13 protein-coding genes, 1 tRNA gene and 2 riboswitches are annotated in these 15,377 nt (G+C 70.6%); of the genes, 3 read left to right on the top strand and 11 right to left on the bottom strand.

Annotation, left to right across the window (positions count from 1 at the left end):
• Positions 1-2,034, bottom strand: coding sequence for a S53 family peptidase (locus VG899_02955; protein ID HWA65312.1), 2,034 nt, complete (start codon positions 2,032-2,034; stop codon positions 1-3).
• A 100-nt stretch (positions 2,035-2,134) separates the two neighbouring features.
• The gene (groL, locus tag VG899_02960; GenBank protein ID HWA65313.1) at positions 2,135-3,760 is read right to left on the bottom strand and encodes a chaperonin GroEL; all 1,626 of its coding nucleotides are present in this window, start codon (positions 3,758-3,760) and stop codon (positions 2,135-2,137) included.
• A 310-nt stretch (positions 3,761-4,070) separates the two neighbouring features.
• Positions 4,071-4,255, top strand: a riboswitch (cyclic di-AMP (ydaO/yuaA leader).
• 1 nt (position 4,256) lies between these two features.
• Between groL and VG899_02965 the strand changes: the two genes are divergently transcribed.
• Entirely contained in the window at positions 4,257-5,066 is an 810-nt protein-coding gene (locus VG899_02965) for an NlpC/P60 family protein (GenBank protein HWA65314.1), read from the top strand.
• 48 nt (positions 5,067-5,114) lie between these two features.
• On the opposite strand, the gene VG899_02970 is transcribed toward VG899_02965, so the two are convergent.
• The 3 genes from VG899_02970 to thrC all read right to left on the bottom strand — a co-directional run bounded on the left by VG899_02970 (position 5,115) and on the right by thrC (position 7,851).
• Positions 5,115-6,041 carry a type IV toxin-antitoxin system AbiEi family antitoxin domain-containing protein gene (locus VG899_02970; protein ID HWA65315.1) on the bottom strand — a complete coding sequence of 309 codons (927 nt, stop codon included), beginning with the start codon at positions 6,039-6,041 and terminating at the stop codon, positions 5,115-5,117.
• A 225-nt stretch (positions 6,042-6,266) separates the two neighbouring features.
• On the bottom strand, positions 6,267-6,542 hold the full coding sequence (locus tag VG899_02975; GenBank protein HWA65316.1) for a ubiquitin-like small modifier protein 1: 276 nt from the start codon (positions 6,540-6,542) through the stop codon (positions 6,267-6,269).
• A 55-nt stretch (positions 6,543-6,597) separates the two neighbouring features.
• Positions 6,598-7,851 carry a threonine synthase gene (thrC, locus tag VG899_02980; protein HWA65317.1) on the bottom strand — a complete coding sequence of 418 codons (1,254 nt, stop codon included), beginning with the start codon at positions 7,849-7,851 and terminating at the stop codon, positions 6,598-6,600.
• A gap of 15 nt (positions 7,852-7,866) precedes the next feature.
• Positions 7,867-7,977, bottom strand: a riboswitch (SAM riboswitch).
• 93 nt (positions 7,978-8,070) lie between these two features.
• Between thrC and VG899_02985 the strand changes: the two genes are divergently transcribed.
• Complete coding sequence (locus tag VG899_02985; GenBank protein ID HWA65318.1) at positions 8,071-9,456, top strand: trehalose-6-phosphate synthase; 1,386 nt, start codon at positions 8,071-8,073, stop codon at positions 9,454-9,456.
• A gap of 1 nt (position 9,457) precedes the next feature.
• On the opposite strand, the gene otsB is transcribed toward VG899_02985, so the two are convergent.
• The 5 genes from otsB to VG899_03010 form a co-directional block, all read right to left on the bottom strand.
• On the bottom strand, positions 9,458-10,267 hold the full coding sequence (gene otsB, locus VG899_02990; protein HWA65319.1) for a trehalose-phosphatase: 810 nt from the start codon (positions 10,265-10,267) through the stop codon (positions 9,458-9,460).
• A 10-nt stretch (positions 10,268-10,277) separates the two neighbouring features.
• Positions 10,278-10,823, bottom strand: a complete 546-nt coding sequence (locus VG899_02995) for a LytR C-terminal domain-containing protein (GenBank protein ID HWA65320.1) — start codon at positions 10,821-10,823, stop codon at positions 10,278-10,280.
• Between the two features lie 93 nt (positions 10,824-10,916).
• Positions 10,917-11,210 carry a DUF3263 domain-containing protein gene (locus tag VG899_03000; protein ID HWA65321.1) on the bottom strand — a complete coding sequence of 98 codons (294 nt, stop codon included), beginning with the start codon at positions 11,208-11,210 and terminating at the stop codon, positions 10,917-10,919.
• Between the two features lie 86 nt (positions 11,211-11,296).
• Complete coding sequence (locus VG899_03005; protein HWA65322.1) at positions 11,297-12,568, bottom strand: Glu/Leu/Phe/Val dehydrogenase; 1,272 nt, start codon at positions 12,566-12,568, stop codon at positions 11,297-11,299.
• A 30-nt stretch (positions 12,569-12,598) separates the two neighbouring features.
• Positions 12,599-12,670 (bottom strand) — tRNA-Thr (locus tag VG899_03010).
• Between the two features lie 228 nt (positions 12,671-12,898).
• Between VG899_03010 and VG899_03015 the strand changes: the two genes are divergently transcribed.
• Complete coding sequence (locus tag VG899_03015) at positions 12,899-14,488, top strand: FAD-binding oxidoreductase (GenBank protein HWA65323.1); 1,590 nt, start codon at positions 12,899-12,901, stop codon at positions 14,486-14,488.
• On the opposite strand, the gene sigH is transcribed toward VG899_03015, so the two are convergent.
• The gene (gene sigH, locus VG899_03020; protein HWA65324.1) at positions 14,489-15,118 is read right to left on the bottom strand and encodes an RNA polymerase sporulation sigma factor SigH; all 630 of its coding nucleotides are present in this window, start codon (positions 15,116-15,118) and stop codon (positions 14,489-14,491) included.
• Positions 15,119-15,377 lie beyond the last annotated feature (259 nt).

Genomic DNA, 15,377 nt, shown 5'->3' on the forward strand with positions numbered 1-15,377 from the left:
TCATCTTGCCGCCCGGCGCGGGCCGGCGTGCCCTCGCACGCCGGCCAGCGCCGCGACCAGCGGGCCGGCGTTCGGCGTACCGAGACCGGTCGAGTCGTCGTAACCACGCAGCGACTGGAGCGTGCCGAGGTTCGACAGGATCCGCAGGCTGTAGGCGACCGGCGACTTGGGGTTGTCGGTGGCGGTGTGGTCCGGCCGGACGTCAGCCAACGTCGACAGGTCGTCGCGCAGCGGCACCGTCACCGGGTCGTAGAACAACCGCTTGCGCTCGGCCGCCTTGCCGGCCTCGGCGTAGAGGGTGGGCGTGACCAGCCCGAGCCGCTGGTGGCGTTCGGCGGCCGCCAGCGCGAGCAGCCCGGAGAACAGCGGACACGACACGCTCGTCCCACCGATCCGGAACTCGCCGTAGCGGTTCGAGCCGTCGGCGAAGTGCTCCGTCAGTCCGATCAGCATGCCGGTGGTGGTGTCGGCCACCATCGACACGTCGGGCACGACCCGACCCGGCGCGCTCAGCCCGCCGTACGTCGCCTCGGCCGGCGGGACGACGCCGCGCTGCCATGCCGGCTCGGCGTACGCCGTGCTCACGCCGCCTCCGGCGCCGGAGCTGAACGCCTTGTCCTTCAAGTCCCACGAACCCTTGTCCAGCTTCGCGATGTCGGTGCCCCAGTACGACTCGGAGATCCGCTTGCCGTTGGCGCCGACCTCCAGCGTGGTGCCGCCGACCGCCGTCACCTCGGGGCTGGTCGCCGGGAAGTCCGCCTGCCGCTTGCCGCTGGCGGCCAGCTCGTCGCCGGAGTCGCCGGAGGAGAAGTCGAGCGTGATGCCCTCCGCCGCGGCCTGGTTGGCGACGGCGTCGAAGATCTGCAGGTCGCCCGGGGTCAGGTGCTCGCCGGCCGCTCCCCAGGAGTTGCTGATGATCGCGACCTTGTCATCGGACACCGCCTGCGCCAGCGCGACGAACAGCGGCTCGATCCCGATCTCGAAGCCGACCTCGTTGAGACCGATCGCTCCGCCAATCGCGGCGTAGTAGTCGATGTCGGCACCGGGCGCCATCGCGTGGACCGCCTCGACATCGAGGCTCTCCTCCGGCTCGACGTCCTGCGGGTCGATGATCGGCAGGACCACCGACACCTCCGGCAGGCTCGACAGACCCGGAAGGACGTGTTGGGTGAGCTGGCCGGACCGCAGCGCCGGAAGACCCATGTGACGCGACCAGGTGTCGACGTCGGACTCGATCGTCGGCGACGCGTACGGGTCGACGATGCCGACCGCGGCGCCCTTGCCGGTCGAGGCGACCTGGTTGACGCCGTACGCCGACCGCAGCTGCCCGGCGGTGTAGCCGCACAACGCGTAGGGCTGGTGCTTGCCGAGGTAGGTCGGCAGCGACTTGGCGATCTTCTGGCCGTAGAAGTGCGAGCACGGCCGGGCGTTCACGTACGCCGGCGCCGGCCCGGCGTCCGTCACGGCGCGGTTCTGGGCGAGTCCCATCACGGCCGACACGAACGGGTGCAGCGCACCGGGCAGCGACGGCTCGGTCAGCGGCGAGCGCAGCAGCTCACCGGCCACCCGGAACAACCCGAACGTCGTGTCGAACACCTTGCCGACGACCGACGCCGCCGCGTGCGCGGTGATCAGCGACGTGCTCGTCGAGTCGATCACGAAGCCGGCGTCGCGAAGCCACGACGTGGCGGCGGCCACCTCGGCCGCAGTCGGGCCGAACCGCCGCTGGTACTCCGCCCTGGTCAGGAAGTGCCGGTACGACGGCGAGGCCGGGTCGCTGACCCGGGCCACCAGCTCGTTGAGCGCGGCCGGGTGGCGGCCCTTCAACAGCAGCGAGACCTGGACCGGCGCGGCCGCGGGCTCGACCCGTGCCGGTGCCACGCCGCGGGCCCACGACGGGATGGCGTCGAGCACGGCGTCAAGCCGCGGCGCCGACCGGTCCGACGCGGTGGCGGCGAGTGCCGGCGCCCCTGTCGCGGCGATTGCGACGACGGCCGCGACCGAGATGAAACGCATGGCGGGGCGAGGCTTCATCGGGCTCATTTCGCTGGGTGGATCAGACCATCCTGCACGTGAAACGACGAAAGGGACCAGCCCGGTACGGGGCTGGTCCCTTTCGGGAGTTGGCTGGACTCTAGAAGTCCATACCGCCCATGTCGCCGCCGCCCGGCATGGCCGGCGCAGCCTTCTCGGGCTTGTCGGCGATGACGGCCTCGGTGGTGAGGAACAGCGCGGCGATCGACGCGGCGTTCTGCAGCGCGGAGCGCGTGACCTTCGCCGGGTCGATGATGCCTTCCTTGATCAGGTCGACGTACTCGCCGGTCGCGGCGTTGAGGCCGTGGCCGACCTTGAGCGAGCGAACCTTCTCCACGACGACGCCGCCCTCGAGACCGCCGTTGGCCGCGATCTGCTTGATCGGAGCCTCGAGCGCGAGCTGGACGATACGGGCACCGGTGGCCTCGTCACCTTCGAGCTCGAGCTTGTCGAACGCGGTCTTCGACGCGTGCAGGAGCGCGACGCCACCACCGGCGACGATGCCCTCCTCGACGGCCGCCTTCGCGTTGCGGACGGCGTCCTCGATGCGGTGCTTGCGCTCCTTGAGCTCGACCTCGGTGGCGGCACCGACCTTGATGACCGCAACGCCGCCGGCCAGCTTGGCCAGCCGCTCCTGCAGCTTCTCGCGGTCGTAGTCGCTGTCCGACTTCTCGATCTCGGCCTTGATCTGGTTGACGCGGCCGGCGATCTGGTCGGCGTCGCCGGCACCCTCGACGATCGTGGTCTCGTCCTTGGTGACGACGATCTTGCGGGCGCGGCCGAGCAGGTCGAGCGTCGTGCTCTCGAGCTTGAGGCCGACCTCCTCGCTGATGACCTGGCCACCGGTGAGGATGGCCATGTCCTGGAGCATCGCCTTGCGGCGGTCGCCGAAGCCAGGAGCCTTGATCGCGACGGACTTGAACGTGCCGCGGATCTTGTTCACGACCAGGGTGGCCAGCGCCTCGCCCTCGACGTCCTCGGCGATGATCGCGAGCGGCTTGCCGCCCTGCATGACCTTCTCGAGGACCGGGAGCAGGTCCTTGACCGCCGAGATCTTCGAGTTGACGAACAGCACGTACGGGTCGTCGAGCACGGCCTCCATGCGCTCGGCGTCGGAGACGAAGTACGGCGAGATGAAGCCCTTGTCGAAGCGCATGCCCTCGACGAGCTCGAGCTCGAGCCCGAACGTGTTGGACTCCTCGACGGTGATGACGCCTTCCTTGCCGACCTTGTCCATCGCCTCGGCGATGATCTGGCCGACAGTGGTGTCACCCGCGGAGATGCTCGCGGTCGACGCGATCTGCTCCTTGGTCTCGACGTCCTTGGCCTGCTTCGACAGCTCCTCGCTGACCCGCTCGACGGCAGCCTCGATGCCGCGCTTGAGCGACATCGGGTTGGCGCCTGCGGCGACGTTGCGAAGGCCCTCGCGGACCAGCGCCTGAGCCAGGACGGTCGCGGTCGTCGTACCGTCACCGGCGACGTCATCGGTCTTCTTCGCGACCTCCTTGACGAGCTCGGCGCCGATCTTCTCGTACGGGTCCTCGAGCTCGATCTCCTTGGCGATGCTCACACCGTCGTTGGTGATCGTGGGCGCGCCCCACTTCTTCTCCAGCACGACGTTGCGGCCCTTGGGGCCAAGCGTGACCTTGACGGCGTCGGCGAGCTGGTTCATGCCGCGCTCGAGCGCGCGGCGTGCATCCTCGTCGAACGAAATGATCTTTGCCATTGGGTGGCGATCCCTCTCGCGTGACTGTGCTGATGGCGGACGTCCCGTCCCGGGCCGTCCGATGTGGGGAGACTCCGCGGCCACCGCGTGACCAACGGCGTAACCACCGGCGTTGTCACTCGAGGCCGCAGAGTGCTAGAGCCATTGTTAGCACTCGACCCGGTCGAGTGCAAGCCGTCGGTCGGGGCCCGAAATCCCCGGTCGGTGAGCTCGCGGCGCGTCCCGCGTCACGCCCGGCCGAACGTGTCGTTATTGTGTGCGGGCGCGCCCAACCGGGCGCGCGTCGCATTCGCACCGCCAAACCTGTCCGGCGAATGCGTCGCCTTCAATCCCAGACGGACGGGGCCGGGGACCCAAAAGTTCTACCCAGCAACTGGAACGCGCACGCGCGTTTCACGGAGCGATTCGCTCCTTGGGGTGAAGCCGTCTCACGACGGCCGGGTGATCCACTCACCCGAACCCGACAGCTAACTCGGCAGGCGTCGGAGTGGACTTCATGCTGCCTTCGCATACCTGTGCCCGCTTTCGCACCGTCGTACTCGCCGGCCTGACCGCCGGTTTGGTCGTGTCCGCCGCCGGTACTGCCTCCGCCGCCCCGACCGGGCGACCCACGAGCACCGCGACCGACACCGAGACCCACTCGGGGACGAACTCCGGGTCCCACTCGGGGACGAACTCCGGGACGGCGAGCCCCGCCGACCCCACCCCGACCGACCCGACCACGACGAGCCCGTCCGACCCGACCGCGCCCACATCTCCTGGCGATCCGGGCGCGGCGACCGGCGATCCGAGCGATCCGACGACCGGCCCGACACTTCCGATCGACCCGAACCTGCCGGCCATCACCTTCGAGCTGCCGCAGGCCAGCGCCCACTTGCGCTACGAGCGCGCCCGGTTGCGCCGCCGCGAATGGCACCAGCACGCGGTGAGCGCGGTGCTCACGGAGGCGCGCCGCCAGGCCGGCAAGCCGTACGTCTACGGCGCAGCCGGACCGAGTTCCTTCGACTGCTCCGGGCTGGTCCGCTACGTCTTCGGCCACGCGATCGGTGACTGGCTGCCGCACAACGCCGCCGCGCAGTACGCCGTCATCGAACACATCAAGCGTCGTGACCTCGAGCCGGGCGACCTTGTCTTCCAGGAGTCGGGCGGCTACCCGTTCCACGTCGGGATCTACGCCGGCCACGACAAGTGGTGGCACGCGCCGCACACCGGCGCGGTCGTGCACAAGCAGACGATCTACCGCGGCCACCTGTTCTACGGCCGAGTCCTCACCAGCCGGATGGCCCGGCAGCGCACCCGCCACTAAGAAAACACAAACGTGACGCGTGAGCCCTCCTGAGGCGGGTCACCCACCTCAGGAGGCTGCTCTCGTCACGTTTGTGTTCGCTTCGGCACCGAGGTCGAGCAGCCGGCGTACCGCGGTCACGACGTACGCCGGATCCTGCGTGACGTCGAACCACGTCACGACGGCAAGGCGCCAGCCGGCGGCGGTGATCGCCGTCCAACGACGCCGATCCCGGCGGAAGTACTCGCGCGAGGAGTGATAGGCGTAGCCGTCGCATTCGAGTACGGCGCGCAGCTGCGGCCAGGCGAAGTCGACGAAGCCGACCCAGCCGGTTGCGCTGCTCTTCAACGAGAGCTGAGTGACCGGGATCGGCAGCCCTTCGCGCCAGAGCAGGACGCGGGTCAGTGACTCGAGCACCGAGCCGCTGAGCGGATCGACCAGGCCGGCGACGGTCTGGATGCGCAGCCGGCCCGGCCCTTTGGCGCCGCGAGCGACCGCCGCGAACTCCGCGTCGGTGAAGTGGCGCTGCCGGATGAAGGCATCGATGATCGCGACCGCCTGGTCGATCGGTGCGTGCCGGGCGATGTCGAGACAGGTACGCAGCGGCGTCGTCACCAGGGCGCCGTTGCGGAACTCGACGTCGGTGCGCGCAAGGTCCGCACGGTGCAGCCGGACGCCTGCCACCGCCTCGGCGTACCGCCCTCGATGGCGCGGCACCGTCACGTGGATCTGGGTCAACGGCGTCGGCAGGTCGACGCCGTGCCAGGCGACCGCGGATTGGTAGCTGATCACGGCGTACCAGCCGTTGGCGATCCGACGCGGCTCGGGCAGCGGGTCGCCGACGGCGTACACCCCGCGTGCGATGCGGGCGACCGAGCCGGTGCTCACGAGCTCACTCAGCACCCGGGCGCTGACCCCGGTCGCGAGCACTTGCGAGCGGGTCAGGACCCCGCCGTTGTCACGCGCGATCGGGGCGATGAGGGTGAGCGCATCCACGGCGGCAACCGTGACGGAGGCAACCTGCGCCGCCCAGACCCAATCGCCCCCCTGTGGAAATCACCCGCAGGGCGCCCCGGTACGCAAGGAAACACAAACGTTGCGGAATCCCGTTATCGCGTTGGAGGTCGCTGGCGAGAACGTGATTCCTGCAACGTTTGTGTTTCCTTCGGTACGTCGAAGGGCTACGGCGGGTACGGCGGGTCAGCCGGCGGGTACGGCGGGTCAGCCGCCGGCTACGGCGGGGATGATCGACACCGATGCGCCGTCGGGCGTTGGCGTCTGCAGGCCTTCGGCGAAGCGGACGTCGTCGTCGTTGACGTAGACGTTGACGAACCTGCGGAGCTTGCCGTCCTCGTCGAGCACCCGCGCCCGGATGCCGGTGTGGTCGGCTTCGAGGGCGTCGAGTACGTCGGCGAGGGTCGCACCCTCCGCGGTGACCTCGGCCGCGCCGCCGGTCAGCGATCGCAGGATCGTGGGCACGCGCACTGTCACTGCCATGTCGAGGCCCCCGCGAAGTCGTGGCGCGCGCCGAGACGACGGCGTCGGATGTCGGTCATTGGTGCAATCCTGCCGCACGGAACGCGTCGAGCGTCGCCGGGATCGTCGCCGTCGGCCGGGCGACCGGCTCGACCGCGTCGAGGGTCTTTAGGCCGTCGCCGGTGTTGAGGATCACCGTCTCGGCCGCTGGGTCGAGCTGGCCCGACGCGAGCAGCTTGCGCAGCGTCGCGACGGTCACCCCGCCGGCGGTCTCGCCGAAGATGCCGGTCGTCCGCGCGAGCAGCTGGATGCCCTCGACCACCTCGTCGTCGCTGACGTCCTCGATCGCGCCACCGGTACGACGTGCCACGTCGAGCGCGTAGGGCCCGTCCGCCGGGTTGCCGATCGCGAGCGACTTCGCGATGCCGCTCGGGCGCACCGGCTGCACGACGTCGTGCCCAGCCCGGAAGGCGGTCGCCACCGGAGAGCACCCGGACGACTGCGCGCCGAACACCTTGTACGGCGTCGCGTCGACCAGCCCGAGCTTGCCGAGCTCGCGCCAGGCCTTGTCGACCTTGGTGAGCAGCGAACCCGACGCGATCGGGATGACGACCTGCTCGGGCAACCGCCAGCCGAGCTGTTCGGCGATCTCGTAGCCGACGGTCTTGGAGCCTTCGGCGTAGAACGGCCGGACGTTGACGTTGACGAACGCCCACGGCAGCTCGCCCGCGACCTCCGCACACAGCCGGTTCACGTCGTCGTAGGAGCCTTCGACGGCGACGAGCGTGCCGCCGTACACCGCCGTCGTGACGACCTTGCCCGCCTCGAGGTCGTGCGGGATGAACACGACCGACTTCATCCCGCAGCTGGCGGCAGCGGCGGCGACGGCGTTGGCCAGGTTGCCCGTCGACGCGCAGGACAGTACGTCGAAGCCGAGCGCACGGGCAGCGTTGGCCGCGACGCCGACCACCCGGTCCTTGAACGAGTGCGTCGGGTTGCCGCTGTCGTCTTTGACCCACAGCGTCTTCATGCCGAGCTCACGGGCGAGGTTGTCCGCCCGCACCAGTCGTGTCATGCCGACCTGCAGGTCGACGACCGGCGCGGCCGGCAGCAGGCCGGCGTAGCGCCACATCGTCTGCGGGCCGGCCGCGACCGACTCGCGGGTGACCAGGCGTTGCAGGTCCTCGTCATAGGCGATCTCGAGCGGGCCGAAACACATCTCGCAGACGTGCGACGGACCGATCTCGTACTGCGTGCCGCACTCGCGACAGACCAGGTGGGACGCCGAGCCGAAGGCAGCGGCGCGCTCTAGCACCGAAGTGGGTGACATCAAAGAGGCCTTCCGTCCTCATCTTCCCCCCGGACGGTTGCCCGAAGGCCGGATGTGGCACCTGCCCGAGACGGGTGGTTGCCGGGGCTTCAACGGGCCGGTTCCCTCAGCCCCTCTTGATGAGAGGTGCGCCCGCCCGAAAGCGGGTGCAGTGATCAGTTTGCCATACGCCGGCCGGCGACAGCCGCCGGGTTTCTTTCGGCTCCTAGTCTTTTGGTCGTGGCAAGCGCCTCGGTTGTCATCGCGTCGAACCGCGGGCCGCTGTCGTTCTCACGCGACGACGACGGCCGAACCACGTCGCGGCGAGGCGGCGGGGGGCTGGTCTCCGCCATGGCGATCGCGGCCGCGGCGCCCGGCGCCGTCTGGGTGTGCGCCGCGTTGTCCGACACCGACCGCGAGGTCGCAGCTGCCGCCGAAGGCGGGCGGGTCGATCTCGCCGGGTTCGACACCGAAGGCGCCGCGGTACGCATGCTCGGCATCGACGCAGGGGTGCTCGACGGCGCGTACACATCTATCTCGAACTCGACGCTGTGGCCGCTCAACCACGGCCTCGGGAAGCCGGCGGCGTACGACGAGCGGTGGCGCGAGGACTGGCAGCGCTACGTCGCCTACAACGAGACGTTCGCCGCGGCGATCGCCGAGGAAGCCGAGCCGCACGCCCGGATCCTGGTGCAGGACTACCACCTGAACCTGGTGCCCGCGGCGCTGCGGGAGCGGCGTCCCGACCTGCGAATCGCGCACTTCACCCACACGCCGTGGGCGGCTCCCCGAGACTTCGCAACGCTGCCGGACGACGTCGCGCGCGCGGTGATCGAGGGCCTGCTCGGTGCCGACTCTCTCGGCTTCCACTCCCCGCGCTGGGCCGCGGAGTTCGCGGAGTGCGCGTCGGCACTGGGCATCGAGGTCGCGGTGCCGCTGCGCGTCCATCCGCTGGGGGTCGACGCAGCGCCGCTGCGCGCCCGGGCAAGCGAGCCTGACGTCGCGCAGCGGCGCGCGGAGCTTCGCGCCGAGGTGGGCGGGGCACGCATCATCGGCCGCGTCGACCGCACGGAACCGGCGAAGAACATCCATCGCGGGCTGCTGGCCTTCGCCGACCTGCTGCGCCGTCATCCGGAGCACGTCGGCAACGTCGTCCACGTTGCGCTCGCCTATCCCAGTCGGCAGGACGTCGCGGAGTACCGCGACTACACCGACCTGTGCCGCCAGACCGCGGCGGCGATCAACGCCGAGCTCGGTGACGGCGGCTGGCAACCGGTCCACCTCGACGTCAAGGACGACTACGCGCGCTCGCTGGCGACCCTGTCGTCCGCCGACGTCCTGCTGGTGAACTCGTTGCGCGACGGGATGAACCTCGTCGCCAAGGAAGGTGTGCTCCTCAACGACTGCGCCGGTCTCGTGCTGTCACGGGAGACCGGCGCCGCCGACGAGATGACCGAGGCGCTGCTGGTCGATCCGCTCGACGTCGAGGCGACCACGGCGGCGATGCACGCCGCGCTGACGATGCCGGACGGCGAGCGCGCCGCTCGCTATGCCGAGCTCGCCCGGGTCGCGGCCGCCCTGCCGCCGCGCGAGTGGCTCCAGCAGCAGCTCGACGTACTGGGTTGAGTCAGCCGGCGTCGAGCATGTCGGCCAGACCGGCCAGCCACGCGACCGCCGCAACCGGACCCGCCAGCACGAGGTCGGCGCGTGCCGCCACCTCCCGCGGCGAGTCCGGGTCCGCGGGGTCGGCGACCGCCACCGTCAAGCCCGACACCGCCGCGTCGCGACGCAGCCGTTCCACCTCGGCGTACGCCGGCAGGTCGCCGAGGTCGTCGCCGAGGTAGATCACCGTTCGCGCGCCGGAGTCGGTGACCAGCCGGCGCAGCGCCTCCCCCTTGTCGACCCCGCGCGGGCGCAGCTCGATGACATAGCGGCCGGGCACCGCCTCCAGGTCGCAGTCGGCCGCGAGCTCCAGCAGCGCCGGGCGCAGCGCCGCGAGCGCTGCGGTCGGGTCGGCGGCGCCCCGGGTGTGGACCGCGACCGAGTGCGTCTTGTCCTCCGTCTGTACGCCGGGATCGGCCGTCGCGAGCAGCTCGGCCAGCCGGGCGCGGGCACGTCCGACGCCTTCGACCGGCGCAGGCGTGGTCAGCGAACCCTCGCGCCAGCTCTGCAAGCCGTAGTGGCCGAGCACCTGGATCCCGGACTGCGCGGTCAGCCCGGCGAGGCCGAGGACCTCCTCGGCGGCCCGACCGCTGACGATCGCGACGGCGCCGATCCGGGCCGCGAGTGCGGTCAGCGCGTCGACCGCACCGGGCGCCGGCCGGGCGTCCTGCGGGCGGGACACGATCGGAGCCAGGGTCCCGTCGAAGTCCACCGCCACAACCGCCGACGACGGGTCGGCCAGCAACGCCGCAACGGCATCAGACGTGACCGCCATCGTCGTCGGTCTAGTCGTGCCAGGAGGCGGTCAGGATCAAGGTGAGCCCGCTGAAGGTGATGCCGGCGGCGGAGTCCGGCACGACCCGCTGGATCCCGGAGAACTCGCCGGCCAGGTGCTGCGCGGCGGCATGCAGACCCGGCGCGTAGTACAGCGTGGTCAGTGACGAGGCGCCGCTGACGTTGCCGACGTCGATCACGGTCCAGCCGCGCGCCTGGATCTCCTCGGCGACGTGATGGGCCAAGCCGGTGATCGTGGTGCTGTTGTAGACCCGCACCGGCGCCATGGCGGTCTGATCGGGCTTGGGCTTCGGCTTGGCCGCAGGCGCGGTGTGCCGGGCCGGTGGACTCGCCGGGCGACTCGCGGTCGGGGTCGGACCAGCGCTGCTCGCGGTCACCGTGGGCGTCGGGTCGGGTGTCAGTGTCGGCGTCGTCGCCGCCGTGACCACGCCGGGACCGGGGCCCTTGCCCGACGAGTGGCCGTTTACCTTGTACACGACGAGGACGACGGCAGCGACCGCCACGACGGCAACCACCGGCGCGACGAGGCGCACCATGACCCTGCGAACGGCGCTCGGCGGCGCGCGATGCCTACCGACCCACGGCCCTTTCGAGCCCGAGCCCCGCGGTGCGATGGCGAAAGCCTTGGGTCAGGCCTCGAAGCCGAGGCGGCGCGCCGAACGCTGACGCTGCCGGGCAGCCCGCATCCGGCGCAGCCGCTTGACCAGCATCGGGTCGGCAGCCAGCGCCTCCGGCCGGTCGAGCAGGGCGTTGAGGACCTGGTAGTAGCGCGTGGCCGACATGTCGAACAGGTCGCGGATCGCCTGCTCCTTGGCTCCGGCGTACTTCCACCACTGCCGCTCGAACTCCAGAATCGCGCTGTCGCGCTCAGAGAGCTCGCCGTTGGCGGGTTCGCGGTCAGAGACCGCTCCAACAACGCTCATGGCAGACTCCTGCGATCGTTCGGCGCCGAACTACAGCGATGTCATTCTGGCACGCCTGGGCTCACAGGTCACGCAACAGGGGCCCGTCACGGGTAGAGACCGCGGATCTGATGCGCCTCCGCCACCCGCCCGACGGCGATGATCTGCGCCGCGATCCGCTTGGACACCCCCCGTTCGCGCGCCACGGCGGCGACGTCGGCGTACGAGCGCTCCATGATCGCCTTCATCCGGTTGACCACCTCTTGCTCGGACCACCAGTACACCTGGATGTCCTGCACCCACTCGAAGTAGGACACCGCCACCCCGCCCGAGTTGGCCAGGATGTCGGGTACGACGACGGTGCCCTTGCTCTCGAGCACCGCGTCCGCGTCGGGCGTGGTCGGGCCGTTGGCGCCCTCGACCACGAACCGCGCCTTGATCGCGTCGGCGTTGCCGTTGTGGATCACGCCTTCGAGCGCTGCCGGCACGAGTACGTCGACGTCGAGGGTCAGCAGGTCCTCGTTGGTGATCGAGTCCGTGCCCGGATAGCCCGCGACCGTGGCCAGCCCGCCGCGGACGTCGCGGAGCATCGCGGCGGGATCGAGTCCGGCCGCGTTGTAGGCACCGCCCCCCACATCGGAGACCGCGACCACCTTGCAGCCGGCTTCCTGAAGGAACTGTGCGGCCAGCCCCCCGACCTTGCCGAAGCCCTGCACCGCGACGGTCGCGCCGACCGGGTCGACGCCCGCCTCGCGCAGCGCTGCGAAGACCGCGATCTGCACCCCACGGCTGGTCGCACCGCCGCGGCCTTCGGACCCGCCGACGCTGAGCGGCTTGCCGGTGACCACCCCAGGGGTGGTGTAGCCCTTCTGCACCGAGAAGGTGTCCATGAACCACGCCATGGTCTGCTCGTCGGTGCCGACGTCAGGCGCCGGGATGTCCTTTTCCGGACCGACGATCGGGAACAGCTCGCTGGCGTAACGCCGCGTCACCCGTTCCAGCTCGTAGTGGCTGTAACGGCGCGGGTCGATCGTGACGCCGCCCTTGGCGCCGCCGTACGGGATGCCGATCAACGCGCACTTCCAGGTCATCCACATCGCGAGGGCGCGCACCTCGTCGATGTCGGTGGACGGGTGATAGCGGATCCCGCCCTTGGCCGGGCCCCGCGCGTCGTTGTGCTGGACGCGATAGCCGCGCAGTACCTCTACGTTGCCGTCGTCTCGGCGCAGCGGAATGGCCACCGTCAGCTCACGCCGAGGCGTCGCGAGCGTCCGGTACATCCCGTCGTCGAGCCCGAGGTGCTTGACCGCCTCCGCGAGCTGCAGCTGCGCCGACTGCCACGCCGACTGCCGGACCGGTTGGGACGTCTGATCGGCCACGGGCTCATCCTGCCACCGACGACAGCACCGAGCCCCGTGTCCGGATTGAACGGACGACCGCTCGCTTACAAGGCGAGTGCTCTACCACTGAGCTAACGGGGCAAGCGCCCCAAGGTTAGGGAATCACTGATCCATGCATGTCCTGCTGCGCGTCGCCCGGATCGACGGCTGGACCGCGTTGTCGTCGTCGGCGGTAGCGCTGCTACCGCGCTCCTCCTCCGCCTTGCCAGCCGCCGCCCGGATCGCCGCTCGCGACGGACGGCATTAATCAGTGATTCCCTAGAGCGCGGCGGCTGCCAACCGAATCGGCGCTTCGAGAGTCTTCTGTGCATGCCGGGGGTGCCGCTGACTCGTCGGCGGGCGCTCGGCCTGCTGGCGGGGACGGGAGCGGCGGGCGTCCTCGCCGCGTGCAGTGGCGGCTCCGGCCGGCCGGTGGCGCCGAGCGGTACGCGGGCCCCGACACCGACGCCCAAGCCGCCGAGCGCCCCCGCCACCGCAGCCGCCACCGACTGGCGGGCGCTGCGACAGGCCATGACCGGTGAGCTGCGACGGCGTGGTGAGGCGGGGTACGAGGAGGCTTCCCTGCTCTTCGACCCCCGCTTCGACCACGTCCGCCCGGCGGCCGTCGCGACGGTCGCGACCGAGAGCGACGTCGCGGCATGCGTCGCGTTCGCGCACCGGTTCGGTCTGCCGCTGTCGATCAGGTCCGGCGGCCACTCCTACATCGGTGCCTCCACCGGACCCGGGCTGGTGATCGACCTGCGTGGGCTGCACGACATCGACGTCGGCGACGGCACCGCGACGATCGGCGCCGGCGCGGCGCTGGTCGACGTGTACGCCGGCCTCGCTGCGCAGGGTGTCGCGATCCCTGCGGGGTCCTGCCCGTCCGTCGGGTTGTCCGGGCTGGCACTCGGCGGCGGGGTCGGAGTCGTCACCCGCAAGTACGGCCTGACCTGTGACCGGATCGCCGCCGCCCGGGTAATCACCGCCGACAGCACGGCGCAGACCGTCGACGCCGACCACGACGGCGAGCTCTTCTGGGCACTGCGCGGCGGCGGTGGCAGCTTCGGCGTGGTGACCTCGCTGACCGTGCAGACCCATCCGACCGAAGCGCTCTCGCACGCCTTCCTGGTCTGGCCGTGGTCGGCGGCCGCCGACGTGGTGAGCGCCTGGCAGGCGTTCGCCGTCGCGGCGCCCCGCGAGCTGTGGTCGGCCTGCCACGTCCTCGCGCCCGACACCAAGTCGGCCGGCCCGAACGTGTCGGTCGTCGCGGTCCACGTCGGTCCGAGCAGCGCCCTGTCGGGCCACCTCGACAGCTTGCTTGCCGCGGTGCCGCTCGCGCCGACGACCCGCTCGATCACCGACGACGACTACGAGTCGACGATGCTGCTCGAAGCGGGGTGCGCCGACCTCACGCTCGCGCAATGCCACGTCGGCGCCGAGACGCCGGGCGGCACGCTGCCGCGCGCGGCGTTCCTCGGCGCCTCGGACTACTTCCACGACCCGATCCCCGCGGCAGGCATCGCGGCGATGGTGCAAGCCGTCGAACGCCGCGCGGCCGATCCACTCCTCGGCAACGGCGGCGTGTCGCTCGACGCGCTCGGCGGCGCGGTCGACGACCTCGCCCCCGACGCCACGGCGTACGTCCATCGGGGTGCGCTGTTCAACGCGCAGTACACGGCGGGATGGCGCGGCGGCGGCGATGCAGCGCTGGCCCGCAACCGGTCGTCGCTGGCCGCGATTCATGCGACGCTGCGGCCCTACGGCACCGGCCAGGCGTACCAGAACTACGCGGACGCGACGCTGGTCGACCCGCAGCGGGCGTACTACGGCGCGAACCTGCCGCGGCTGGTCGAAGTCAAACGGAGCTACGACCGGCGCAACGTCTTCGACCAACCTCAGGGCATCAAGCCCCGGTGATCACGACGCGTCAGCGATCTCCCGCGCCCGCAGGTGACCGTCGAGCTTGCGCTTGATCCGCTGCAGCGCGTTGTCGATCGACTTCACGTGCCGGTCGAGCACCGCCGCGATCTCGTGGTAGCTCTTGCCGTCGATGTAGAGCCGCAGCACCTCGGCTTCGAGGTCGGACAGCGCCGCGTCGAAGTGGGCCTGCAGCGCCCGGATCCGCTCGGCGGAGATCACCAGGTCGGCTGGGTCGCAGACCGCGGTCATCGGGAGTACGTCGGCGAGCGTGCGGTCCCCGTCCTCGTCAGCGACGACCGGGCGGGAGAACGAGACGTAGTTGTTCAGCGGTCCGTGCTTCTGGCGGGTCGCGGTCTTGATCGCGGTGATGATCTGGCGGGTCACGCAGAGCTCGGCGAAGGCGCGAAAGCTCGACGTGAGCTCCGGGTTGAAGTCGCGGATCGCCTTGTAGAGGCCGATCATGCCCTCCTGGACGATGTCCTCGTGGTCGGCCCCGACCAGGAAGTAGGAGCGTGCCTTCGACCGGGCGAAGCCGCGGTACTTGGTGAGCAGGTCGCTGAGTGCGTAGTCGTCGCCCGCCCGGGCGGCGGCGACGAGCGCGTCGTCGTCGTCCTCACGGCGTGCCACGGGCGCAACCGGGTGCACCCTCGCTGAACGCATAGGTCAGGCCTCTCAACGCTGGGCAACTGGCACGACCAGTGACGAATCGTAGGTTCGTGACCGGCCGGTGAACATCGGGCCTCGTCACAACAACGAGCGAGCGACCTTGGAGTTGCGGGCGGATAAATCCGACTTTTCGGACAAAACCCTGTGACCCGGGTCTCACCGGGAAAATGCCCCTCGTCGCGTCTCACAAGATCGGCGAGGAAAACCGGCCGCGCCGGCC

The sequence above is a fragment of the Mycobacteriales bacterium genome (genome assembly GCA_035550055.1).
In the GTDB taxonomy this organism is placed as follows: domain Bacteria; phylum Actinomycetota; class Actinomycetes; order JAFAQI01; family JAFAQI01; genus DASZTV01.